Source organism: Raineyella sp. (assembly GCF_034933565.1).
GTDB lineage: Bacteria > Actinomycetota > Actinomycetes > Propionibacteriales > Propionibacteriaceae > Raineyella.
In genome coordinates this window covers 12049-36139 of the sequence record NZ_JAYFNG010000046.1, presented here as the reverse complement: position 1 = coordinate 36139, position 24091 = coordinate 12049, and the positions used below count along the sequence as shown (strand labels likewise).

Genomic DNA, 24091 nt, shown 5'->3' with positions numbered 1-24091 from the left:
CCGCTGACCATCGCGGGCTCGTGACCATCGCGGGTCCCTGATGGTGGCCGGTCGCTGGCTACTGCGAGCCCGTGATGGCGGCCCGACTGCTCACGGCAGGCTGCTCACTGCAGCAGGCCGATGGTGGCCGGGTAGCGATAGAGCTGACCGCGGTGGGCGAGCAGCGCGCCGTGGATGTGGCACCACAGGGTCATGATGCCGGCGACGATCCACAGGATGACGGCGACCGGCGCGAGGACGACCGTGAACAGCAGGATCCAGGCGATGACGTTCATCACCCAGGCCCAGACGTTGAAGTTGAACGAGCCGGCGGCGGCCTTGCGGACGAAGGGACTGCGGTCCTTGTAGAGGACCCAGACGATCAGCGGGCCGACGAAGCTGAGCCAGCCGGCGCTGACGATCATGGCGATGATCGCTGACAGGTGGGCGAGGGTGGCGACGGAGCGTTCCTCGGCGTTGGTCATGTTCGGTGCGTGCCCGATGGTGGGGTCGTACGGACCCTGGGGGTACGGAGGCGGGTACGGGGAGCCGTACGGGTTGGTCTGCATGCCTCCATGGTGACGTGCCCGAGGCCGTCCGGCAGACCTGCTGGCGGGATCTGGGGGAGTGGCCCGGGTCAGCCCCGGGCGATCCTGGGCCCTGCGGGCGCCGAGCACAGGCACAACCTCCATATGTCCGATAATGTACATTATGTCAGAAACTCGATCCCAGGCGGCCGTTGCGTACGACCTTGCCGGAGGTACGTCGCCGCACGGCTCCCGACCCACTGCCGGCTCCACCGGTGATCACTCCCCGCTCCGGGTAGATTTGGGGTAGCCCTCAGAGGGGAGGTCGATGCCCATGCCGTGGTACCTGTGGTTGATCGTCGCTGCTGCGCTGGGCGCCGCCGAGGCCTTCACCCTCACCTTCGCCTTCGGGCTGCTCGCGGCAGCCGCTCTCGTCGCCGCCGTCGTGGCCGGGTTCGGCGGCGGATTGTTGGCGCAGGTCCTGGCGTTCGCCGTTTCCGGCGCTGTCGGCCTGCTGGTCGTACGCCCGATCGCGCGGCGGCAGATCACGACTCCCCCGCTGTCCCGGGAGGGCGCCGAGGCGCTCGTCGGCCGCAGCGCCGTGGTGCTGCAGGACGTGACCGCGACCGAGGGGCTGGTCAAGCTCGCCGGGGAGGAATGGTCGGCCCGGTCGTACGACGAGTCCCAGGTCATTCCCGCCGGGACGACCGTCGAGGTGCTCGGGATCGAGGGCGCCCGGGCGGTCGTCTATCCCCGCGAACTACTCCCCTGACCCCATCCTCAACGGAGGCGAACAGCGATGAACGTCATACTGGTCCCGATCCTCGTCGCGGCGATCCTGGTGGTCTTCCTCGTCCTCAGCACGGTGCGGGTGGTCCCGCAGGCGCGTCGCTACATCATCGAGCGCTTCGGGCGTTACCGGACGACCCTCCAGCCGGGGCTGAACTTCATCATCCCGCTGGCCGACCGGATCAACAGCCGACTGGACATCCGCGAGCAGGTCTTCACCTCCCCACCACAGCCGGTCATCACCGAGGACAACCTGGTGGTCAACATCGACACGGTGCTCTACTACCAGATCACCGATCCGCGTGCCGCGGTCTACGAGGTGGCGAACTATCTGCAGGCCATCGACCAGCTCACCGTGACGACCCTGCGCAACGTGATCGGCAGCATGGACCTGGAGCGTACGTTGACCTCCCGCGAGGAGATCAACGCCCAGCTGCGTACGGTCCTCGACGACGCCACCGGCAAGTGGGGCATCCGGGTCAATCGCGTGGAGATCAAGGCGATCGACCCGCCGCCGACGATCAAGGAGGCGATGGAGAAGCAGATGCGCGCCGAGCGCGACAAGCGGGCCGCGATCCTGCACGCGGAGGGCGAACGGCAGTCGAAGATCCTCACCGCCGAGGGCACCCGGCAGCAGTCGATCCTCGAGGCGCAGGGTGACCAGCAGGCCGCCATCCTGCGGGCCGACGGCGAGGCGAAGGCGATCGACCTGGTCTTCCAGGCGGTGCACCGCAACGACGCCGATCCGAAGGTGCTGGCGTACAAGTATCTGGAAGTGCTGCCGCAGCTCGCCGAGGGTGACAACAACACCCTGTGGGTCATCCCCGGTGAACTGACCCGGGCGATCCAGACCGTCACCGAGGCGTTCGCCGATCGCTCCCCCGCGATGCCACGGACGCAGGCCCCGGCATCCAGCGGGCCCTCCGCCGAGATGTCCGAGGGTGCTGAGCCGCCCGATGACGCGGACACGCCGGCGCTGACCGTCGGCGGCCGGGCCGCCGGCGACGTCGTCCCCAGCGCTGACGAGGTGGCCGAACTGGCCCGCACCGCTGTCGAGGACGCCAAGGCCGCGGCGGCGGCCGCCGAGCGTGACGTGCCGGGTGCCGGGAGGTAGCGATGGACAAGCAACCTGTCGTGGCGTACGTGCTCTACGCCGTCGCGATGGCGGTGGTCGTGGTGGCGGTCGATCTGTTGTTCTTCCGGCACCAATTCTGGCCACGCCTGATGGTGAACGTCGGCATCGTCCTGGTGTTCCTGGCCGTCTGGCTCAGGTTCCTGCGACACTCCTGACGTCGGTCCGCTCCGCTGGCCTCTCGTCGGTCCGCTGTTCCCGCGTCGGTCCGCTGGGCCTTCCGGCCCGAGGGCCGCGCGTCGCCTCGGCAGCCGCGCCACGCCACCGGTGCTGGCGTCACTCCCGGAACTTCAGCACCTCGGTGACCGGCACCGACCGCGTGTCGTGGGAGGTGGCGAGGCGGACGACGGCGTACGACCCGAGGGCCAGCCCGGCCATCACCGCGACATCCCACACGGTGACGAAGAACGGGATGCCGAGCGGCAGCTGGACGGTCATCAGGCGCCAGACCTGGCTCATGATGGCGACCGACACCGGGACGGCGACGGCCATGCTGATCACCACCAGCCACAGGTAGTTGTCGAGGTAGAGGCGGCTCACCTGGCGATCGCTGTAGCCGAGCGCCTTGAGCAGGGAGATCGAGTACCGCTGCCGGGCGACGACCAGCCGGATCAGCACGTAGAGCACCACCACCATGATCAGCATCGACGACCAGGTGACCAGCGACACGATCCGCGACAGCAACGCGTTGAACTTGACCACCCCGCCGAGCATCTCCTCCCGGGTGGCGTGGCTGAGCACCCGGTCCGGGTCGAGGTCGAGCGGATGGTCCGCCAGCAGGGCGTTGTAGAAGGGCACGGCGGGGCTCCCCTCCGCCGTGCTCATCCGCTCGGCGGCGACCGGGACGGCCGGGTCCAGCAGCTCCTGGGCATGGGCCGGAGTAGTGAAGCCGAAGGCGATCGCGTCGTAGTCGGCGACCCCCACCACGCGGAACTCCCAGTTGAGCGAGCTGCTGTCGCTGAGCGCGATGGTGTCCCCGACATGCAGGCGGTACCTCTGGGCCGCCGCCTTCGACAGCACCAGGTCGTGCTGGCCGAGCCGGCTGACGTCGACGGGGAAGTACGGATCCCCCGGCGGCACGCCGAGCACGGTCAGCGACTTCCCCGGCTGTCCGTCGGCACCGATCACCTGCATCGGGACGGCGACGGCCGGATGGGCGCCGGCAGGGACCGACCTCAGATCAGGGAAACGCAGGGTGTAGAAGTCGTGGAAGGTGAGGTCGGCCTGGGCCCGGGCGAGGTACGCGTCCATCGAGCTGCGCATCCCGAGCCCGAACACCATCAGCAGGCTGCAGAGGAACAGGCCGGCCCCGATGAGCAGGTAACTGCCGAGCGTCCGCAGGGCCTGCCGGAGCCGGAACATCATCACGAACGGCAGCCGGTCCAGGCGCAGCGGCAGCGTCGGGTTCGCGGTGGCCTGGGGGCGCAGCAGCTCCTGGGTCGGGCGGTCCAGGGCGGCCCGGATGACGAGGATGTTGACCACGGCCACCAGCACCGACGGGACGGCGATGCCGCCCGCCACGAGCGCTGCGGACGGCTCGACCGACACCGCGGGGAACGAGTAGTAGCCGGTGACCAGGCCCAGCGACGGGGCGAGCCGACGCCCGAGGATCGCGCCGAGGGTCGAGCCGAGCACGGTGACGGCCAGCGGCAGGATCAGGTAGTAGCGCAGCAGGGCCGCTTCACCGGTGCCCAGTGCCGACTGGGTGCCGATCACCACCGAGTCGCGCAGGATCCGGTCCCGGGAGAACTCCGCCAGGACGTACGCGACCAGCAAGGTGACCAGCACCGTCGTCACCAGGGTCACGACCATCGTCGTGCGGGCGTCGGAGACGGCGCCGGTGATCCGCGGGTTGTCCTGGGTGGGGAGGAACAGCGACATCACCGGGTAGCGGAGCGGCACTCCCGCGTGCCGGGCCGCGTCGATCGCCTTCGCGACGTACGGGTCGGTGGCCCGGGCCGGGTCGAGAGGGATCTGCTGCAGGTGTTCGCGCAGCTGGTCCTGGGTGGCGCCGTGCAGCAGGTAGCCGTACGCCGAGACGACGTCGCGCGGGTGGGCGGCGGCCAGCTGTTCGTACGTGCCGGGGCCGACCACCACCAGGGCGAACCCGGCCGGATCGCTGGTCTGGCCCAGGCGAGGGCTGGCGAGGGTGTAGTCCGGCAGACTGCCGATCCCGCTGATCCGCAGCGTCCGGCCGCCGACAGTGATGATGCCGCCGACCCGTAGGCCGTGGGCGGCAGCGTGCTTCTTCTCCACCATCACCTCGTCGGGACCGCTCGGCAGGGTCCCGGTGTCGAGCGTGGGCCGGCTGACCGCCTGGTCGGCGCGGAACACGCGCACCGTGGTGTCCTGGCCGCTCGAGCGGCCCGGCACGTCCACGTACGGGGTGGGCTCGATCCGGGCCCCGACGGCTTCGGCGTCGGCGAGCTGGGCCGGTGTCAGCGGCACCTCGGTGATCACCGTGCCGTCGGCGAGCTGTCCCTCGCGGGCACCCCGCTCGATCCCCCGCAGCGTCGAGGTGGCCGACGCGAGCAGCCCGACGACGATGCCCAGACCGACGGTGAGCAGCACCACGATCGCGCTCCAGCGCGCCCAGGTGGCCCGGAACCCGCGCCAGGTGCGCCGCGCGGTGAGGCCCAGAGCGGTGGTGGTCACCAGTCGAGATCCCTGGCGGCCCGCGGGTGGGCGTTGGCCTCGTCGCGGACGATCCGCCCGTCGCGCAGCTCGATCACCTGATCGGCCATGGCGGTGATCGCCTCGTTGTGGGTGACCATGATCAGCGTCGTCCCGTAGCGCCGGTGCACGTCGTCCAGCACCTGCAGCATCTGCTGGGAGGTGTGCCGGTCCAGCGCGCCGGTCGGCTCGTCGCACAGCAGCACGTCGGAGCCCTTGACCAGCGCGCGGGCGATCGCGCACCGCTGCTGCTGGCCACCGGACAGCTGCGCGGGGAACTTGTGCTGGTGCTCGGCCATGCCGAGATGGACCAGCAGGTCATCGATGTCGAGGGGCCGGCGGACGAGCTGGGCGGTGACCTGGATGTTCTCGCGCACCGTGAGATCGGGCACCAGGTTGTAGAACTGGAAGACGAAGCCCACGTGGCGGCGGCGGTAGCGGGTCAGCTCCCGGGGCGACATCGAGGTGATGATCTGCCCGGCGACCCGGATCGTGCCGGCGTCGGGGCTATCCAGCCCGCCGATCGCGTTGAGCAGGGTGGACTTGCCCGATCCGGAGGCGCCGACGATGATGCAGCGGGTGCCCGCGGCGACGGTGAAGGTGACCTCGTGCAGCACCTCGACCCGCGACTCCCCGGTGCCGAAGTGGCGCGACAGTCCCTCGACGCGGACCTGGGCCGGTGTGGCGGTGTGCTCACTCATCTGCACCAGTCTTCCACCGGACCGGCCAGCCGGTCCTCCACCGGATCGTCTGCCCCTCTGGGTGGCGACCACCGAGCAGCATCCTGCCTTTCGACAGGGACAGCCGTACCGCTGCCCGTTGAGCATCCCGTTCCTTCGCTGAGGTCCATCTGTCACCGGCGAGTGGCGACGGCGCCCCTCGCCGGGCGAGGATGGAGCCGTGGATGAACGAACGGTACGGGCGGCCGCTGCGCGGGATCTCGACGTACTCGTCGAGCTGAGGGCGGAGATGTTCCGTGCGATGCAGGTGCCGGCCACTGACGGACGGTGGCGTACGAACGCCCGGCGGTGGTTCGCCGACCGGATAGACCGCACGGACTACCGGATCGTGGTGGTCGAGGTGGCCGGCACGGTCGTCGCCTGTGCGGTCGGCGCGGTGAGGGATGCGGCTCCCTCCCCCGGCGCGCCGGACGGCCGCGACGTCCTGGTGAGCAACGTCTGCACGATGCCCGACGCCCGCGGCCGCGGACACGGGCGGGCCGCCTTCGAGGCGGTCATGACATGGGCGCGGACGACGGGCGCCGGACGTGCGGAGCTGATGGCGACGGGCGCCGGACGTCCTCTCTACGAGGGGGCCGGGTTCCTCGTCCAGGACTGCCCGGCGATGCGGGCCGCGCTGGGCTGACCGCTGCCCGCTCGAACCCACAGACCCGCCCCCGTGGAGGCCAACTCCCTTGCAGGCGGGAGCGTTCCCGGATCCCCCCCACGAGGTCAGTGCGGGCCTTTTGCGGCCCTGGTGGCCGGATCAGGCGGTGACGGTGCCGGCCGGGGGCTCGTCGGTGCCGTGGGGGTGCGTACGGCTCACGCCGCGGAAGGCGGAGTGCTGCACCGGGGTCAGGTCGTAGCCGGCTTCGGAGTGCTCGGCCAGGTCGATGCCGGAGATCTCCGCCTCGGCGCTCACCCGCATGCCCATCGTCCGCGAGACAACCCTGGCCAACAGCCAGGTCATCATGAAGGAGAACGTGCCGACCGCGAGGACGGCGACGGCCTGGCGCCAGAGCTGGCCGATGCCCCCGCCGTAGAACAGCCCCCGGGCATGGGTCGCCGTACGCGGATCGGCGAACAGGCCGACGCCCAGCGTGCCGATGATGCCGCCGACCAGGTGGACGCCGACGAGGTCCAGGGAGTCGTCGAAGCCCAAGCGGTACTTCCAGCTCACCGCCCAGGCGCAGGTGGCGCCGGCGAGCAGGCCGATCAGCATCGCCCCCAGCGGACTGACCGCCCCGCCGGACGGGGTGATCGCGACCAGGCCGGCCACCGCGCCGGAGGCCGCACCCAGTGAGGTGGCGTGACCGTCGCGGCGTCGCTCGACCAGCAGCCAGGCCAGCATCGCCGCCCCGGGCGCGAGCAGCGTGTTCACCCAGATCAGCGCGGCCCAGGTGCCGGCGACCAGTGCCGAGCCGGAGTTGAACCCGAACCAGCCGAACCACAGCAGCCCGGCACCGAGCATCACCAGGGTCATGTTGTGCGGGCGCATCGGGGTGACACCGAAGCCGATCCGACGCCCCAGCACGATGGCCAGCGCCAGCCCGCCGGCGCCGCAGGCGATCTCGATCGCGGTGCCGCCGGCCAGGTCGACGGCATGCAGGCGGTTGACGATCCAGCCGCCGTGCGCGGCGGTGAGCCCGTCGCTGGCGAACACCCAGTGAGCCAGCGGGGCGTAGACGAGGACCAGCCAGAGCACCGAGAGGGTGGTCCACGAGGCGAACGTCGTCCGCTCGGCGATGGCGCCCGACAGCAGCGCCACCGCGATGATCGCGAAACACCCCTGGAATCCGGCGAAGGCCAGCGCCGGGACGGTGCCCACGGTCGGGTTGCCGTTGACGAGCGGATCGAGGAAGGCGAACTGGAACGGGTTGCCGATGATGCCACCCAGCGAGTTGCCGAACGCTTCGCTGTAACCGATCACCGCCCAGGTGACGCCCACGGTGGCGGTGCTCACGAAGCTCATCATCACCATGTTGAGCACGCCCTTGGCGCGGACCATGCCTCCGTAGAAGAAGGCCAGACCCGGTGTCATCAGCAGCACCAACGCCGCGCTGGTCAGCAGCCAGGCGGTGTCGCCCGTGTTGATCTCGTGAACCACCCCGTAACTGTCGCTGCTGCGTGTTTCGGGGTTGTTCTGCTCGAGTTACGGCCGCGTGATCGTGCCGTTACGGGCAGATGTGGCAGATGTTACGACGGTGTTTCGTTCTCGCTCCCCTGCCGGCCGCGGTGCGTCCGCCGACCGCCACCCACAGCATTCTCCCGAGCACGGCCCTCCCGTGTACAGCTCACTCCGGAGCGGTCTGCTTCCCCCGGCGCGGATGGCACGGGTGCCGGCCGCACCCTGACCGCCCCGGTCCTCGTGGCTAGGCTGCCTCTGTGACCGAGGGAACGATCCGGACGGTGGCCGTCGTGGGGGCCGGGGCCATGGGGGCCATGTATGCAGCACACTTCGCCCGGGCGGGGGTGGACACCTGGCTCGTCGCCAGTGGCGACCGCGCCGAACGGCTGCGCTCCCCCGGCCTGACCGTCAACGGCGACCCGCTCGCCGCCGAGGTCATGGACCCGGACCGGGCACCGGGCATGCGGACCGCCGACCTCGTCCTGATCGCGGTCAAGCATCACCAGCTGGCCGACGCGATCGCCGAGGTCGCGCCCCTGGTCGGGGACCGGACGACCTTCCTGTCGGTGCTCAACGGGCTCGACAGCGAGGAGGCGATCGCCGCCGCGTACGGCCCCGACAGAGTCCTGCTGTGCATCGCCCTCGCCATGGACGCCCAGCGCGACGGCACCAGGGTGTCGTACCGGCAGCCGGGCCGGCTCGCGATCGGGCTGGGGCCAGTGATGGGCACCCCCGGCCGGCTCCGGGCCGTGCAGGAGGTGCTGGACCGGGCCGGGCTCGCCTGGGTGGCCCCGGCCGACATGCCGCACGAGATGTGGTGGAAGTTCCTGGTCAACGTCGGGATCAACCAGGCGTCCGCGGTGATGCGGGCCCCGTACGGGGCGTTCCGGTCCGACGGCCCCGCCCGTTCGCTGATGCTGGCCCTGATGGACGAGGTGATCGCCGTCGCGCGGGCGGAGGGCGTCGAGCTGGGCGCGGACGATCTCGCCGCCTGGGACCGGGTCCTGGCGGGTCAGCCCGAACAGGGCCGGACGTCGATGTACCAGGACGTGCTGGCGGGCCGGCGCACCGAGGTCGACATCTTCGCCGGCCGCGTCGTCGCGCTCGGGGCCCGCCACGGCATCCCCACGCCGTACAACCAGGCGATGCTCTGGATCCTGGGCTGAGGCGACCGCCGGACCCGGGTCGGCGGGCCTGAGGTCATCGCTCGGCCGGGGTCAGCGGGCCTGAGGCAGCTTCACGCCGCGGCCGCGCCTCGGGTTGGAGGGCGGCGGCACCACCGGGCCGATGTCACCGTCCGGTGCCTCGTCGAGGTCCACGATCACCGGCGCATGGTCGCTGGGGCCGGTCCCCTTGCGGGCGGCCCGGTCCACCCAGGCGGCCTGCACCCGGTCGGCCACCGGCGCAGAGGTGAGCACCAGGTCGATCCGCATGCCCAGATCCTGGTGGAACATCCCGGCGCGGTAGTCCCAGTACGAGAAGACACGCTCGGTCGGCCAATGGTCCCGGACGACGTCGGTCAGCCCGAAGGCCGCCAGGCGCTCCCGCTCCGCAGGGGTGACATGGGTCTGCCCCACGTACGCCGCGGGGTCGAAGACGTCGGCGTCCGCCGGCGCGATGTTCATGTCACCGCAGAGGGCCACCTCGGCAGGACCGGTCGCGACCACCCGCGACAGGGCGTCGAGCCACTCCAGCTTGTAGGCGTAGTGGTCCGAGTCGACCTCCCGGCCGTTCGGCACGTACAGGCTGTGCACGCGGACCCCACCGCAGGTGGCGCTGATCGCCCGCGCCTCGCGGCGCCCGTCGAAATCGGGCTGGCCGAGGAAACCGGCCTCGACATCCTCCAGACCGACCCGGGACAGCAGGGCGACGCCGTTCCACTGGCCCTGCCCGTGGTGGGCGACCCGGTAGCCCAGCGCCGACAGCGGCTCACCCAACAGGTCCGCGAAGGCCTCGTCGGTCAGCTTCGTCTCCTGCAGGCAGACGACGTCGGGGTGGCGCTCCTCGAGCCAGGGCAGCAGGCGGGGCACCCGCGGCTTGACGGAGTTCACGTTCCAGGTGGCGATCCTCACGGGCATGACGCTACCTCCGATGGGCCGGGAACATCCCGCGGCCGGTGGCCCTCGCGCTGACGGCGTGGCTCAGGGCCGTACGGACGCGTGGCTCAGGGCCGTACGGACGCGTGGTTCATGGCCCCGTACGGGGGTGGCTCAGGGCTGCGGGTCGAGGGACCGCAGGGTGTCGCTCGCCCCGGAGACGATCAGGTGGTCGCCGGCCTCGATCCGGCGTTCGTCCGGCGGCCGGTGGTCGTAGCGGCTCGATTCCTTGAGGATCGCGAGGGTGAAGATGCCCTTGGCCCGCAGTGCGCCGACGCTCATCCCGACCAGCCGGCTCCCGGGCGTGACCGGCACCTCCTCGATCGAGAAGTCCAGGTCGGTGCTCGACATCGCTGCATCGATGAAGTCGACCACGGCCGGGCGCACCGCCAGCTGGGCCATCCGACGGCCGCCCATCACGTACGGCGAGACGGCGCGGTCGGCGCCGGCCTGCTGCAGCTTGGCGATCCCCTCCCGCGAGCTCGCCCGGCCGACGATGAAGATGCCGGGGTTGAGCGAACGGGCGGTCAGCACCACGAACACGTTGTCGGGATCGGAGTCGACACAGGTGACCAGCCCGGCGGCCCGTTCGACACCCGCGCTGACCAGGGTCTCGTCGGTGGTCGCGCTGCCCGGGACGATGGGGAAGCCCTCCTCCGCGGCCCGCGTCGTCGAGGCGGGGTCGACGTCGACCACCACCACCTCGTGCCCGGCACCGAGGAGTTCCCGGGCCACCATGGAGCCGACCCGGCCGAATCCGCAGACGATGAAATGACCGGTCAGCCGGTCCACCCGCTTCTGCATGCGTCTTGTCCTCCTCGTCCCTGTCATCGCCCGCTGCATGAGCGCATCGGCCATCACGCCGACGGTGCCGAACACCACGCCCACCGACAGGAAGGACAGCACGATCGTCCAGATCTTGCCGAACAGATCCACCGGATGCTCACCGCTGAAGCCGACGGTCGCCAGCACGTTGACGGCCATGTAGAGGCCGTCGAAGAAGCTCCAGTCCGGCTGTGACCAGTAGAACCCGAGGGACCCCACCAGGGTGACCACGGCCATGATGCCGATCCACGCGACGATGACCCGCACCGCGGGGTCACGCGCCACGGTGCGCCACCACCGATCCCGTCGGGGGCGCTTCTCCATGGCGCGATCCTAGGGCAACAGCGCCGGAGGGTCCCGGGCCCGGTGAGGCGGAACCAGCCGGGCAGGATGGAACCACAGGTCTGCAGACCAGCGAGGTGGAACCCGCTGGTCCGTGTGGTCGCAGGGCGGAATCGCCGGTCCGGATCGACCACCGATCCGGGTCACCATGCCATGCTGGACCGACACGGACGTCGCACGCCGGGAGACGACGTCCCCTGCCGAAGGACGCTGACATGTGGATCGCCGGTCGAGTGCGCGTCGGTCTCGCTGCCGTGGCGACTGCCGCCCTGCTCCTGACGGGCTGTGCGCCGTCCCGGACCGCCTCCCCCGGTGCCCCGGACACGACCTCGGGGAGCAGCGTCGCGCCGACGGAGTCCCCGAGCGCCTCGCCATCGGCCACCCCCGACGACACCCCGTCGGCCACCCCCAGCCCGGAGCCGTCCCCGACCACGGCCAGCCCCTCCCCGCGGCCGACGGCCGGGCCGGTGATCCTCCATCGGGGTGACACCGGCGCCCAGGTACGCGACCTGCAGGCCCGGCTCAAGCAGATCGGCTGGTTCTCCGGCGAGGTCACCGGCACGTACGGTGACGCGACCGTCGCCGCGGTCACCGGGTTCCAGACCAAGCGGGGGTTGCCCGCCACCGGGGCGGTCGACCGGGCGACACTGGATCGGCTCCGGGCGATGACCCGCACCCCCACGACCGCCGAACTGACCAACACCGCCCCCACCGGGTCCACCACCAGCACCTCGGGTCTGGACCCGCGCTGCCTCACCGGCCGGGCGATGTGCATCAGCAAGTCGACCCGGCAGCTGGTGTGGGTCGTGGACGGCGAGCCACGTCTGCGGATGGCCGTACGGTTCGGGTCCGAGCTGACCCCCACCCGGGAGGGTGCTTTCCAGGTGGAGTGGAAGGCGAAGGACTGGGTCTCGACGATCTACCACACCCCGATGCCGTACTCGATGTTCTTCTCCGGCGGACAGGCGGTGCACTACTCCGCCGACTTCGCCGCCCGCGGCTACAACGGCTCGTCGCACGGCTGCGTCAACGTCCGCGACTACAACGCGATCGCCAGCCTCTACGACCAGGTCCGGGTGGGCGACAAGGTCATCGTCTACCGCTGAGGTCCCACCTCGCGGATGCGGTCAGTCGGGGATGTTCTGACCCGGATCCCCAATCGGACACGTTCTCGGCGGGGAACGGTACCGACCCCGTCCCCGCGGGCGGTGTCCCGCCACGCTCGGGACCGGACGAGAGGTCCCCGTCGCATCCGGATGTGACGGGGACCTCTTGCGTGTGCCGGGAGACGTCAGGCGCGCCCCGACTGTGCCCGGCGCCGGCGGGCGGTCGAGTCGATGATCACGGCGAGGAGCGTCACCAGACCGGTGATGATGAACCGGATGGCCGAGTTCAGATTGAGCAGGTCGAGACCGTTGCTGATCGACTGGATGACGAAGATGCCGAGCAGCGCGGAGTATGCCGAGCCGCGGCCACCGAAGAGGCTCGTACCGCCGATCACCGCCGCGGCGATGGCGTTCAGGTTGACGTCACCGGCGCCGGTGCTCTGGTTGGCGGCCGACAGGCGGGAGGCGAGCAGCACACCGCCGAGTCCGGCGAACGTCGAACAGGCCACGAACACGGTCAGGTAGACCCGGCGTACGTTGATGCCCGAGCGGCGGGCGGCCTCGATGTTGCCACCGACGGCCATGATCGTACGGCCCCACTTCGTCCGCCGGATGACGAAGTCCATGATCGCGATCACCACCACGAACAGGACGAACATCAGCGGCACACCACGGTCCTGGTTCAGCACGAAGGCGACGATCGCCAGACCGATTGCGATCAGCACCGCGCGCCCGTACACGATGCTGCCGGGGAGCGTGGACAGCCCGGCGTTCCCCCGGGTCCGGTTGCTGCTCAGCCCCGCCACCAGGGTGAGCCCGGCCACCACGACGGCGAGCACGTACGCGACCCAGGGTGGCAGGAACGTCCCGTTGGCGAACTGGACGAGGCCGGAGGTGAACGGGAGGTTCACCGTCCCCTCGTTGCCCAGGACGAGCAATTGCACGCCCAGGAAGGCGAGCAGGCCGGCCAGCGTGATGACGAAGCTCGGCACCCCGAACCGGTTGAACACCACCCCGTAGATCAGGCCGATCACCGCCCCGCAGAGCACGGCGAACAGGGCCGCCAGCAGCATCGGCCAGCCCTTGTTGACGAAGGTGACCGCGAGCACCGCCGCGGTCAGTCCGGAGACCGACCCCACCGACAGGTCGATCTCCCCCAGCAGCAGGACGAAGACGATCCCGAGGGAGAGGATCCCGATCGGGACCATCTGGATCATCAGGTTCACCAGGTTCTGCGCCGAGATGAACACCGGCGCCAGGACCGAGAAGATCACCCAGATCAGGACCAGGCCGATCACCACCGGCAGCGAGCCGAGATCGCCGCCGCGCAACCGCAGGCCCTGGGCCTTCACCCACCCCATCAGGCCCTGTTCCTGGATCAGCCGCTCGTCCTGCAGGTCGGCGGACGGGATCGCCGGCGGGAGCTCGCCCGGCAGCTCGGCGAGATCCTTGCGGGAAGTCCGCCGCGGCGCGGCTCGCCTCGCCTGCTCGGGCTTCTCGGTGCTCATTGCTCGCTTCCTTCCTGGGTGGGCGCGGCGGGCCGACGGGTGTTGTCGACCGCGCCGGTGATCGCCGCGATGATCTGCTCGACGTTGGTCTCGGCCACCCGGTACTCGCCGTTGTTGCGTCCGAGCCGCAGGACGACGACGCGGTCGGCGACCGCCATCACGTCGGCCATGTTGTGGCTGATCAGGATCACTGCCAGGCCCCGTTCGCGCAGCCGGCGGATGAGGTTGAGCACCTCGGCGGTCTGCGCCACGCCCAACGCCGCGGTGGGCTCGTCGAGGATGACCAGGTGCGGCTCGCCGAGCAGCGCCCGGGCGATGGCCACGGTCTGGCGCTGGCCGCCCGAGAGACTGGCGACGGCGATGCGGACGGACGGGATCTTGGCGCTCAGCTCCCGGAGCAGGCCCCAGGACCGCTTCTCCATGGTCACCTCGTCCAGCACCGAGCCGCGGGTGATCTCACTGCCGAGGAAGAGGTTGGACACCACGTCGAGGTTGTCGCACAGGGCGAGGTCCTGGTAAACGGTGGCGATGCCCAGCTTCTGCGCCTGGGCCGGGGAGATGATGTGCACCTCCTCCCCGTTGATCAGGATGTGTCCGGTGTCGGGGGTGTGGACGCCGGCGACGGCCTTGATCAGCGTCGATTTCCCGGCGCCGTTGTCGCCGACGAGGGCCACCACCTCCCCTGCCCTGGCATGGAGTTCGATGTCGCTCAGCACCTGGACGGCGCCGAAACGCTTGGAGATCCCCGTCATCGACAGGACCTCGGGCGGGGAGGTGGTGGTCATGGTCGTCTGGCTCCCGTCGGCCTCGTCGCTACTGGAGACCTGCGGTCTTGCAGGCGTCGGCGAACTGCGGCGTGCAGATCTGGGCGACCGTGTAGAAACCGTCCTTGACGACCGTGTCCTTGATGTTGCTCCTGGTCACCGCGACCGGGGTGAGCAGAGTGGCGGGCACCCCGTCCTTGGTGGTCGAGGAGGCGGGGGGCTTGCCGTTGGCGAGCAGGACGGCGTTCTTGGCGGCGTCCTGGGCCTGCGGCCGGATCGCCTTGTAGACCGTCATCGCCTGGTCACCGGCCACGATCCGCTGGATGCCGGTGAGCTCGGCGTCCTGACCGGTCACCGGGACCATGGGCGAGACACCGCCGGCCTTCAGCGCGGTGATCACGCCACCCGCGGTGCCGTCATTCGCGGCGTACACGCCGACCAGGTTCGGCTTGACGGTGGTCAGCTGGCTCTCCATGAAGGCCTGGGCCTTGTCCGGGCTCCAGTCGGGGGTGTCGTACTCCGCCTTGATCGTGAAGCCCGACTTGTCGAGGACGCTGTGGGCGCCGGACTTGAAGTCGGCGGCGTTCGCGTCGGTCGGTGAGCCGTTGACCATCACGAGGTCACCCGAGGTCTTGCCCGCCTGGTGCAGGATGTCCACCAGGGTGGTCGCCTGCAGCTGACCGACCTTGATGTTGTCGAAGGAGACGTAGTAGTCGGCGCCGGCGATGAAGCGGTCGTACGCCACGACCTTGACCCCCTTGGCCTTGGCCTCGTTGACGATGGTCACGGCGGACTTGCCGTCGACCGCGTCGAGGACCAGCACCTTCGCCCCCTGGGTCATCGCCGACTCGGCCTGCTGCTGTTGCTTGGCGGCGTCCTGGTTGGCGTTGTTGTAGATCAGGGTGCAGGTCGCACACTCGGTCTTCAGCGCCTCCTCGAAGTACGGCTTGTCGAAGGTCTCGTAGCGCGTGGTCTTCGTCTCGGGCAGGAGCAGGGCGATCTTGGCCCCGGCCGGTGCCGAGCCGCCACCTGATGTGGATTGGTTGCCGCCACATCCGGCCAGCGTTGCCAGGGACAGCCCGGCGGCCAAGCCGATAGCCGCCAATCGGGTGAGTCGAGCGTTCATGACGAACTCCTGAGTCAGGTGATGAGCGGACGGCCCCGTTGCCGCCACTCCGTTCCATTGAAAGACCTTCGTGTCCGTTTCGTGTGAGATTCGACACAAACGGCTGTCGAATCGTCACGGACGTCCGCCGGGGTGGATGGGGCGGCGCGCGGGGCTGCCGCGCGAGGCGGGCCGGATTAGGCTGACCTCATGAGCCAGACGACGGTCCTGTCGGTCCCCGGCCCCGGTGGCGTCCGCGAGGTCACCCTCAGCAACCCCGGCAAGGTGCTCTGGCCGGCCGGTCCGGCCGGGGAGGCGATCACCAAACGCGGGCTCGCCGACTATCTCCTGGCGGTGGCCGGGCCCTTCCTGCACCTCAACGGCGACCGCCCGATGACCCTCCAGCGGTTCCCCGAAGGCATCGAGGGCGAGGAGTTCTTCTCGAAGCGACCGCCGCAGGGCACCCCCGACTTCCTCCGGCGGGTGACCTGCACCTACCCTTCCCGGCGCCGCCACGACCAGCTGGTCTTCGACGAGCCGGCCGCGCTCGCCTGGGCCGCCCAGGTGGGCACCGTCACCTTCCATCCCTGGCCGGTGCGGACCGCGAACCTCGACAACCCCGACGAACTGCGTATCGACCTCGATCCGCAGCCGGGCCGGCACTTCCGCGACGCGGTCGAGGCCGCCGTGGCACTGCGCGAGGTGATGGCCGAGGTCGGCCTGACCGCGTACGCCAAGACCAGCGGCAACCGGGGCGTGCACGTCTACGCCCGGATCGCGCCGACCCACGAGTTCCAGCAGGTCCGCCACGGGGTGATCGGCATCGCCCGCGAACTGGAGCGGCGGCTGCCCGACCTGGTCACCACCTCCTGGTGGAAGGAGGAGCGCGGCGAGCGGATCTTCGTCGACTTCAACCAGGCCAACCGGGACCGCACCATCGCCGCCGCGTACAGTCCGCGCCCGTTGCCGGCAGCCACCGTCTCGATGCCACTGACCTGGGACGAGCTCGGCGCGGCGAAGGCCCCGGACGCCTTCACCGTGCACACCGTCCCCGAGATCCTGGCCGACCGGCCGTGCGCCTGGTCCTCGATCGACGAGCACGTCGGTGGGATGACCGCGGCGCTCGCCCTGTGGCAGGCGGATCTGGACCGCGGGCTGGGCGAGCTGAACTTCCCGCCCGACTACCCCAAGATGCCGGGCGAGCCGCCACGGGTCCCGCCGAGCAAACGGCGCACCGACCGGCCCGACGCCGACTACCTGGCACCCAAGGCGGAGCGCGACGCCGAGTGGGGCACCCCGATCGTGCCCCCGTACGGCCCGATGCTGGCCAAGCCGGTCAAGGAACTGCCCCGCGGCGAGATGCTGTACGAGCCGAAGTGGGACGGGTTCCGCTCGATCATCTGGCGATCCGGCGACCGGGTCGAGATCGGCAGCCGCAACGAACGCCCGATGACCCGCTACTTCCCCGAGATCGTCGAGGCCGTCATCGCGAACTTCCCCGACCACTCCTGCGTCGACGGCGAGATCGTGCTGGTCGACCCCGACAGCGGCGACCGGCTCGACTTCGACCTGCTCCAGCAGCGCATCCACCCGGCAGCCTCCCGGGTGCGCAAGCTGGCGGCCCTGACCCCGGCCAGCTTCGTCGCGTTCGACCTGCTCGCCCTCGGCCCGGTCGACTACACCGTCCGGCCGTTCGCCGAGCGGCGGGCCGCGCTGGAGCAGGCCCTCGCCGAGGCCCGGCCGCCGATCCACCTCACCCCCGCCACCCGGGACCGGGAGCTGGCCGCCCGGTGGTTCGCCGAGTTCGAGGGGGCGGGCCTCGACGGGGTGGTGGCCAAGCCGTTGGACCTCCGCTACCAGGAGGACAAACGGGTGATGTTCAAGTACAAGCACGACCGCACCGCCGACTGCGTGGTCGCCGGCTACCGGCTGTACAAGGACCGTGACGATGCCGTCGGCTCGTTGCTGCTGGGCCTCTACGACGACCGGGGGGCACTGCACCACGTCGGGGTGATCGGCGCGTTCCCGATCGCCCGCCGCGAGGAGCTGTTCGGCGAGCTCCAGCCGCTGGTGACCACCATCGAGGAGCACCCGTGGGCCGGGGAGAAGCCGGCGGAGACGATGCCGGACAACCGCGACCAGGAGACCCCGCGCTCCCCGATGGCCGCCGCCGGCTCCCGATGGAACGCCCGCAAGGACCTGTCCTTCACCCCGCTGCGCCCCGAGCGGGTCGTCGAGGTGCGCTACGACCACATGGAGGGCCCGCGGTTCCGCCACACCGCTCAGTGGGTGCGCTGGCGCGAGGACCGTACGCCGCAGTCGTGCACGTACGCCCAGCTGGAGGAGCCGGTCAGCTACGACCTCGGGGCGATCCTGGGTCTGTCCTGAGCCCGTCGGGGCTTGTCCGGTCGGCAGCTGTCCGGTCGGCAGCCCGATCCTCGGGATCCATCCGGTCGGTTTCCGACGCCTCGGGAGCCGATGCCTCGGGAACCGGACCGACCAGCGCGGTGACGAACCGGGCCACCGGCGTGGTGATCAGTCGCGCCCGCGCGTGCGGATCGTCGGCCTTGCGGGTCGGGCCGAGCGCGTGCACCGCACCGGGGATCTCCACGATCTCCCGGCCCGGCCGGTCCGTACGGACCAGGGCCGTACGGACCTCCGCCGCGCTGCCGAACGGGTCGCGTTCGCCCTGGACGACGAGCAGCGGCCCGTCGACCCCTGCCGCTTCCGCGGCCCTGGACGAGGCCGGTCGGCCCGGTGGATGCAGCGGGAACGCCAGCGCCACCACGGCCCGGGCGGGCGGGGCGAAGCAACGGCACGCGACCCTGGCCCCGGCGCTGCGGCCCCCCACCACCAGCGGCAGCCCTGGCCACCGGTCGGTGACGACCTGAAGGGCGGCCCGCCAGGCGGTGTCCAGCCCGGCGGCCGCGCCCGCGACGCGCCGCCCGGCCGTACGCCACGGCTGCTCGAACCGTGCGACCGAGATGCCCAGCGGCGGCAGGGCCTCGGCGAGTGCGCTCAGGTCGAACGCCTCGATCCCCCCGCCGGCGCCGTGCCCCAGCACCAGGATCGCGATCGGCGCGGCCGCTTCGTCGACGACGAGCCGTCCCGTCCCGACCGGCGTCGCGACCTCGACGGTTTCCATGGCCCTCCTGGTGGTGCTGGATCTGTCCGGGCCCGCCAGCGGGGATCGCCGGGGCAGGTCGGCCCATCGTGCCACGCCGGCGGGTGGTCTCAGGCGCTGATGACCTCACCGGCGACCCTGAGAAGGGGCTCAGGTGTCGAATCTCCTACGACAATAGGTTAGGTTAACCTCACCTTACCGGTGGGTCCCAGGAGTCACCGCCCATCTGACATCCGTGCTCTGCCGGGACGACCGTCCGGCGGCACCGACCATCTGGAGGTATCCATGAGCTCGACGAACGTGGTCGTCCTCGGCCTGATCGCCGGGATGACCATCTTCCTGGGCCTGCCGCTCGGCCGGATCAGGGCCGCCCTGCCCCGGACCCGGGTCTGGCTGAATGCGCTGGCGACCGGCATCCTGCTGTTCCTGCTCTGGGATGTGCTCACCCATGCCTGGGAACCGATCGACAAGGCACTGACGGACAAGGACCTGTCGGCCGTCACCGGATCGGCGATCGTGTTCGTCGTGGGTCTGGTCGTCGGACTGCTGGGACTGGTCCACTTCGACCGCTGGGTGGCCGCGCGGAGCAGGCCGGTCGGGCGGCCGAGTGGCCCGGGGGCCGCGACGGCGGGGCAGCTCCCCACCACGGGCCACGTGTCGGTCGCCCGGACGCTGTCGCTGATGATCGCGGTGGGCATCGGGCTGCACAACTTCGCCGAGGGCCTGGCGATCGGCAACAGTGCGGCGAGCGGTGCCACCGACCTGGCGATCCTGCTGGTGGTCGGGTTCGCGATCCACAACGGCACCGAGGGCTTCGGCATCGTCGCCCCGATGGCGGCGGAGGCCGAACGGCCGTCCTGGGGCTACCTGGGTCTGCTCGGCCTGATCGGCGGCGGCCCGACCTTCCTCGGCACCCTGGTCGGCCAGCAGTTCTCCAACGACCTGGTCAGCATCGCCTTCCTCACCCTGGCCGCCGGTTCGATCCTGTACGTGATCATCGAGCTGCTGGCCGTGGCCCGGCGCCAGCAGATGAAGGTGATCACCACCTGGGGGATCGCCCTGGGGCTGCTCCTCGGCTTCGCCACCGATGCCGTGGTGACACTCGCCGGAGCCTGATCGGCCCGCAACGTCCTGGGGGCCACGGGCCCCGTGCGACTACGGGCGCGCCGTCGGCGGGCGTACGCCGTAGGCCGACTCGATCACCAAAGAAGCGATGATGCGCTCCACCGCGGCCCCGAGGTCATCCTCGGGGCCGCTGGTGCGTTCCTGGAGCAGGCCGGTGGTCCGGGGTGCCGTACGATCCACGGTCGCCGCCCACCAGGTCGGCGGATCCGTCGGGATCTCGTCCCCGCCGGCATGGCCGTGCACCAGGACCGCCAGCAGCCGGGCGATCCCCAGGGGGTCGCCCACGCCGGCCTCGGCGAGGCCCGCCACGAGGCACTCCGTCCAGGCGATGCCGTCGGGTCCGCGAGGTGTCGTACGGGGCGCCACCTCGGCCAACCACGGATGGGCCCGGAGCACCTGCCAGCGCGCCCGGCACCAGGTGCGGATCAGGTCCGCCAGGGACCCGGTGAGCTGCGGAGCCGCCCCCAGTGCGACATCGGCCATCACCTCGACCAGTGTCTCCTTGGAGTCGACGTACCGGTAGAGGGCCGTCGTGGTCAGCCCGAGCTCCTTGGCCACGACCTGGAGAGTCACAGCGGGCAGGCCGTGGCGGTCGGCGACCCGGATCCCGGCCCGGGCCACCTCCACCACGTGGTAGCGCGGCCGAGGGCCCGGTGAGTCACCGGTGATCCCCCAGAGTGCCGCCATCGCGGACCATGACCCCGGAGAACTGTGCATGTCATTCACTCTAACGTAGGCAAATAGTGAATCAGATTCACTGCTCTGGAAATAATTGTGACCAATGATCACAGTTGTCTGATGTGGGTGTGTATGGCATTCACAGTGCTGTGATTGCAGGATCAGATCACGGCGATTCGACGGGGTGAGCGGTTCTCCGTGGCCGGCGGTGACACGGGGCGCGGCTCCGAGCGCGCCGCGGTCGGTCGGAGCTCGTCGCCGGTCGACCGTCAGGGGCCGGTCGGCCCCGGCTCCCCCGCTCTGGCCCGGGCGGCGGGGGCGGTGCCGCGCAGGCCGAACCAGCTGACCAGACCGCCGAGCCCGAGCAGGCCGGCGGTCACGTACATGGCGAGGCGGTAACCGTGGGTGAAGCGCACCGGGTCGAGGTAGTCGGCACCGGACAGTCCCACCACGGCGGGCAGGGCGGCCGTGGCGAGCAGGCTCCCGGTCCGCGCCACCGCGTTGTTGAGAGCGCTGGCCGCGCCGGCGAGACGTTCCGGTGCGGCGCCGAGCACGGCGGCGGTCAGCGGCGACACCAGGACCGACAGCCCGAGGCCGAAGACGGAGGTGCCGAGCAGCGCGATCCCCCACCCCGAGGTCGCCTGCACCCGGGAGAGGATGAGCACCCCGAGGGCGACGACCATCGGCCCCACCGTCATCGGTGCCCGGGGGCCGATGCGCTGGGCGAGGGTGGCCATCGGTGCGGACAGGAACAGCAGCAGGATCGTGATCGGCAGGGTGGTGAGCCCGGAGTCGCGCACGGAGAACCCGGCGGTGACCTGCAGCTGGACCACCAGGAAGAAGAGGGTGGCCCCCAGGGCCCCGTAGACCAGGAAGGTCATCAGGTTCGCCGAGCTGAACACCCGTGACCGGAACAGGGTGAGTGGCACCAGTGGGTAGGCCACCCGGCGCTCGACGACGATGAAGACCACCATCCCGACGGCGGCCACGGCGCCCGCCACGGCGAGGAGCGCCGAGGACATGGTGCGGCTCTCGGTGAGCAGCCAGGTCAGCGCCGCCAGCATCGCCGCGGTCAGGCCGGCGCCGGCCAGGTCGAAGCGACCGACCGCCCGATCGTCGCGGCTCTCCGGGATCACCGCCAGCCCGGCGGCCACGACCGCAGCCGAGAGGGGGAGGTTGACGAGGAAGATCCACCGCCAGGTGAGGTGCTCGATGATCCAGCCGCCGAGGAACGGGCCGATGGCGACGGCGATGCCGGACATCCCGGCCCAGACGCCGATCGCGCCGGGCTGGTCGTCCTCACGCAGGGTGCTCCGGATGATCGCCAGCGCGCCGGGGGTCAGCAGGGCGGCGCCGATGCCCTGCAGCACCCGGGCGGCGACCAGCCATCCGGTCGACGGCGCCAGCGCGCAGAGCAGCGAGGCCACGGCGAACCAGCTGATCCCGACCAGATAGACCCGCCGGCGGCCGAGCCGGTCCCCCAGGCTGCCACCGACCAGGATCAGCGTCGACAACGACAGCGTCAGCCCGTTGTTCACCCACTGGAGGCCGCCCAGCGAACTGGCCAGGTCTCGGCCGATCGTGGGCAGGGCGATGGTGACCACACTGGTGTCGAGCGCCGCCATCCCGGAGCCCAATGTCACCGTGGCCAGGGTGAGCCGTCCGCGGCGGGACCGGCGGGCGTACGGTCCGCCGGAGCGCCCGGTCAGGGCCTCAGCCCCCTCCGCCGGCCCGGCATCGGACCGGGTCAGTCATCGACGTGCGGACCGGCGTCGCGCTCGATGTCGAGGCGGACCTTGGCCAGGGTGCCCCCGATCGCCGCGACGGCGGCGAGCACGGGAGCGGTGAAGACGGTCAGCGCTCCCCCGGCCAGGCCGATGGTGAGCGGAACGCTGAGCAGTTCGCGGCCCTCGGCGTTGCGGACGATGACACGCCGTGCGTCGGCGTCGGCGTAGAGCTTCTTGACGGTGAGGACCAGCTGGTCGCCGGCGACCTCGATCTGTTCGATGAACGTACGTCCGGATCTGTCCATGTCGGGACTTTACCAGCAGGCCGCCGGGCGGGTCCGGCGCCGGATCACGGCATCAGCGAGCCCGGATAGATGACGAGCAGGTGGCCGATCCACCACCACTGCAGGGCCAGCCCCAGGGCGGTGACGACGGCCACTTTGATCACCACGAAGCGCTTGCCCCACCCGAGGAATCCGATCACCGGGAACAGCAGCGGGAAGCACATGAGCAGATAGCGGAGCAGGCCGAAGTTCGGCCCCGTCACCAGGGCGAGGAACAGCGGATAGCCCCAGAACCAGGTGCGGATGTCGAGGCCCCAGCCCCGCATCATCGGAAGGAAGGAGATGACGATCGCGGCGACCAGCAGGAGGACGATGAGCGCCGGGAACCACCACCCGAAGATGGCATAGGTGCCGGTGAACCACGACCCGATGCTGGTGTCCTCCACCCGGGAGCTGCCGCCCGTCGGGGTGCTGGAGAACATCTGGGAGACCAAGGACCAGGTCAACGCTCCCCCGACGGAGACCAGCCCCAGCAGGACGAGAGCTGCCCGCTCCCCCCGGCCGAACGGGTCCTGATGGCGACGCCGCCACCGGTCGATCAGGTGGACCAGGGCCACCAGCCCGAACGGGGGCGTGATGATCCGCACCAGGCTCAGCCCGACGATCGCGACGCTGGCCCAGACGTACTTCCGCTTCGAGAGCAGCAGGAAGGCGAGGACGAGCGCGAGGAGCCCCATCGCCTCGCTGTAGGCCACCTGGAGAAGCGGGGCGGTCAGGAAGCTGTTGAACAGGACGATGCCCGCGGTGGCGTAGAAGGGGCCCTTCCGGTCCGCCAGGAGCCGGAACAGGAGCACCATGGCAGCCATCCCACAGACCAGGTTGACCACGGTGGCTGCGACCGGGAACGTCAGCCCCGTGTGCATGAGCAAGCGTGTCGTCAGGGGAAACCCGGGCGGGAAGGCCCAGGTGTGGTAGATCTCATAGAGCGAGTTTCCCGAGGGGCTGACTCCTCCGTAGCCCTCCGTGGCGATGTAGCGGTACCACTGTCCGTCCCAGTTGGTGATGATCCCCCAGTAGCCGGGATCCGCGGGCATCGGACCGAACATGAACGTGTCGCGGGTGCTGGCCGGCATCGCCACCTGACGGTGGGACAGGTAGCTGATCGCGGCCCAGGCATAGACCCGGAACAACAGGAACACCGTGATCGGGAGCCCGATGGCGAACCATCGCGGCGTACGCACATTCTTGGTGCTCGTCGCGTCCACTGGGGTCGGTCCGGACACTAGGGTCATACGACGTCGGTTCCCTTCGCAATGCTGTCTGGTGCTGAACCCTCGACGAGGTGTCTCGTCCGGGTCATCGACCCCCGGAGCCCGGCTGGTCGGCCCCCGGGACAGGGTCCGGCTCCACCGTCGGCTCGTACGAGTCCCCGGCATCTTAGCCGAGCCCGCAGGCCGGAC

Annotated in this window: 22 protein-coding genes; 8 read left to right on the top strand and 14 right to left on the bottom strand. The window is 70.5% G+C overall.

Translation table 11 applies throughout. The features are described 5' to 3' along the window. Positions 1-104 precede the first annotated feature (104 nt). Positions 105-548 carry a DUF4870 domain-containing protein gene (locus VB059_RS12365; protein ID WP_323422331.1) on the bottom strand — a complete coding sequence of 148 codons (444 nt, stop codon included), beginning with the start codon at positions 546-548 and terminating at the stop codon, positions 105-107. A 286-nt stretch (positions 549-834) separates the two neighbouring features. On the opposite strand from VB059_RS12365, the gene VB059_RS12360 reads away from it, so the two are divergent. Genes VB059_RS12360 through VB059_RS12350 form a run of 3 tightly spaced genes read left to right on the top strand, consistent with a single transcriptional unit; the run spans position 835 to position 2585 of the window. Beyond that, positions 835-1278 carry an NfeD family protein gene (locus VB059_RS12360; RefSeq protein ID WP_323422330.1) on the top strand — a complete coding sequence of 148 codons (444 nt, stop codon included), beginning with the start codon at positions 835-837 and terminating at the stop codon, positions 1276-1278. A 27-nt stretch (positions 1279-1305) separates the two neighbouring features. Then, positions 1306-2409, top strand: coding sequence for an SPFH domain-containing protein (locus VB059_RS12355; protein ID WP_323422329.1), 1104 nt, complete (start codon positions 1306-1308; stop codon positions 2407-2409). A 2-nt stretch (positions 2410-2411) separates the two neighbouring features. Beyond that, positions 2412-2585, top strand: a complete 174-nt coding sequence (locus VB059_RS12350) for a hypothetical protein (RefSeq protein ID WP_323422328.1) — start codon at positions 2412-2414, stop codon at positions 2583-2585. A 118-nt stretch (positions 2586-2703) separates the two neighbouring features. Here the strand turns inward: VB059_RS12350 and VB059_RS12345 are convergent, their stop codons facing one another. Both VB059_RS12345 and VB059_RS12340 read right to left on the bottom strand, forming a co-directional pair. Continuing rightward, positions 2704-5082, bottom strand: coding sequence for an ABC transporter permease (locus tag VB059_RS12345; protein ID WP_323422327.1), 2379 nt, complete (start codon positions 5080-5082; stop codon positions 2704-2706). Then, entirely contained in the window at positions 5079-5801 is a 723-nt protein-coding gene (locus VB059_RS12340) for an ABC transporter ATP-binding protein (RefSeq protein ID WP_323422326.1), read from the bottom strand. The genes VB059_RS12345 and VB059_RS12340 overlap by 4 nt, the downstream gene beginning before the upstream one ends. Before the next feature lie 199 nt (positions 5802-6000). On the opposite strand from VB059_RS12340, the gene VB059_RS12335 reads away from it, so the two are divergent. Beyond that, entirely contained in the window at positions 6001-6465 is a 465-nt protein-coding gene (locus VB059_RS12335; RefSeq protein ID WP_323422325.1) for a GNAT family N-acetyltransferase, read from the top strand. Between the two features lie 120 nt (positions 6466-6585). Here the strand turns inward: VB059_RS12335 and VB059_RS12330 are convergent, their stop codons facing one another. Further along, a complete protein-coding gene (locus tag VB059_RS12330; protein WP_323422324.1) occupies positions 6586-7926 on the bottom strand; it encodes an ammonium transporter in 1341 nt (446 codons plus the stop codon). A 278-nt stretch (positions 7927-8204) separates the two neighbouring features. On the opposite strand from VB059_RS12330, the gene VB059_RS12325 reads away from it, so the two are divergent. After that, a complete protein-coding gene (locus VB059_RS12325; protein ID WP_323422323.1) occupies positions 8205-9113 on the top strand; it encodes a 2-dehydropantoate 2-reductase in 909 nt (302 codons plus the stop codon). 51 nt (positions 9114-9164) lie between these two features. Here VB059_RS12325 and VB059_RS12320 read toward each other — a convergent pair whose 3' ends face one another. Together VB059_RS12320 and VB059_RS12315 are read right to left on the bottom strand one after the other, a co-directional pair. After that, positions 9165-10025 (bottom strand): exodeoxyribonuclease III, encoded by an 861-nt coding sequence (locus tag VB059_RS12320; protein WP_323422322.1) that lies wholly within the window; start codon positions 10023-10025, stop codon positions 9165-9167. A gap of 132 nt (positions 10026-10157) precedes the next feature. Beyond that, positions 10158-11192, bottom strand: coding sequence for a potassium channel protein (locus VB059_RS12315; RefSeq protein WP_323422321.1), 1035 nt, complete (start codon positions 11190-11192; stop codon positions 10158-10160). Between the two features lie 233 nt (positions 11193-11425). Here VB059_RS12315 and VB059_RS12310 point away from each other — a divergent pair, with 233 nt between their 5' ends. Continuing rightward, positions 11426-12316, top strand: coding sequence for a peptidoglycan-binding protein (locus tag VB059_RS12310; protein WP_323422320.1), 891 nt, complete (start codon positions 11426-11428; stop codon positions 12314-12316). A gap of 185 nt (positions 12317-12501) precedes the next feature. Here the strand turns inward: VB059_RS12310 and VB059_RS12305 are convergent, their stop codons facing one another. The 3 genes from VB059_RS12305 to VB059_RS12295 are packed head-to-tail and all read right to left on the bottom strand — an operon-like array spanning position 12502 to position 15714. Next, positions 12502-13824, bottom strand: coding sequence for a sugar ABC transporter permease (locus VB059_RS12305; RefSeq protein WP_323422319.1), 1323 nt, complete (start codon positions 13822-13824; stop codon positions 12502-12504). Next, entirely contained in the window at positions 13821-14609 is a 789-nt protein-coding gene (locus VB059_RS12300; protein ID WP_323422318.1) for an ATP-binding cassette domain-containing protein, read from the bottom strand. Before VB059_RS12300 ends, VB059_RS12305 begins: the two co-directional genes overlap by 4 nt. 28 nt (positions 14610-14637) lie before the next feature. Beyond that, on the bottom strand, positions 14638-15714 hold the full coding sequence (locus VB059_RS12295) for a sugar ABC transporter substrate-binding protein (RefSeq protein WP_323422317.1): 1077 nt from the start codon (positions 15712-15714) through the stop codon (positions 14638-14640). 189 nt (positions 15715-15903) lie between these two features. Between VB059_RS12295 and VB059_RS12290 the strand changes: the two genes are divergently transcribed. Further along, the gene (locus VB059_RS12290; protein WP_323422316.1) at positions 15904-18081 is read left to right on the top strand and encodes an ATP-dependent DNA ligase; all 2178 of its coding nucleotides are present in this window, start codon (positions 15904-15906) and stop codon (positions 18079-18081) included. Here the strand turns inward: VB059_RS12290 and VB059_RS12285 are convergent. After that, the gene (locus VB059_RS12285) at positions 18044-18838 is read right to left on the bottom strand and encodes an alpha/beta family hydrolase (protein WP_323422315.1); all 795 of its coding nucleotides are present in this window, start codon (positions 18836-18838) and stop codon (positions 18044-18046) included. The genes VB059_RS12290 and VB059_RS12285 overlap by 38 nt on opposite strands. 264 nt (positions 18839-19102) lie before the next feature. Between VB059_RS12285 and VB059_RS12280 the strand changes: the two genes are divergently transcribed. Further along, positions 19103-19933 (top strand): ZIP family metal transporter, encoded by an 831-nt coding sequence (locus tag VB059_RS12280; protein ID WP_323422314.1) that lies wholly within the window; start codon positions 19103-19105, stop codon positions 19931-19933. A gap of 39 nt (positions 19934-19972) precedes the next feature. On the opposite strand, the gene VB059_RS12275 is transcribed toward VB059_RS12280, so the two are convergent. From VB059_RS12275 to VB059_RS12260, 4 genes are all read right to left on the bottom strand, one after another. Further along, positions 19973-20659: a TetR/AcrR family transcriptional regulator gene (locus VB059_RS12275; protein WP_323422313.1), complete on the bottom strand. Its 687-nt coding sequence runs from the start codon at positions 20657-20659 to the stop codon at positions 19973-19975. Between the two features lie 230 nt (positions 20660-20889). Beyond that, entirely contained in the window at positions 20890-22263 is a 1374-nt protein-coding gene (locus VB059_RS12270; RefSeq protein ID WP_323422312.1) for an MFS transporter, read from the bottom strand. 104 nt (positions 22264-22367) lie between these two features. Beyond that, positions 22368-22652, bottom strand: a complete 285-nt coding sequence (locus VB059_RS12265) for a DUF4342 domain-containing protein (protein ID WP_323422311.1) — start codon at positions 22650-22652, stop codon at positions 22368-22370. 44 nt (positions 22653-22696) lie between these two features. Next, the gene (locus tag VB059_RS12260) at positions 22697-23896 is read right to left on the bottom strand and encodes a hypothetical protein (protein ID WP_323422310.1); all 1200 of its coding nucleotides are present in this window, start codon (positions 23894-23896) and stop codon (positions 22697-22699) included. Between the last annotated feature and the right edge of the window lie 195 nt (positions 23897-24091).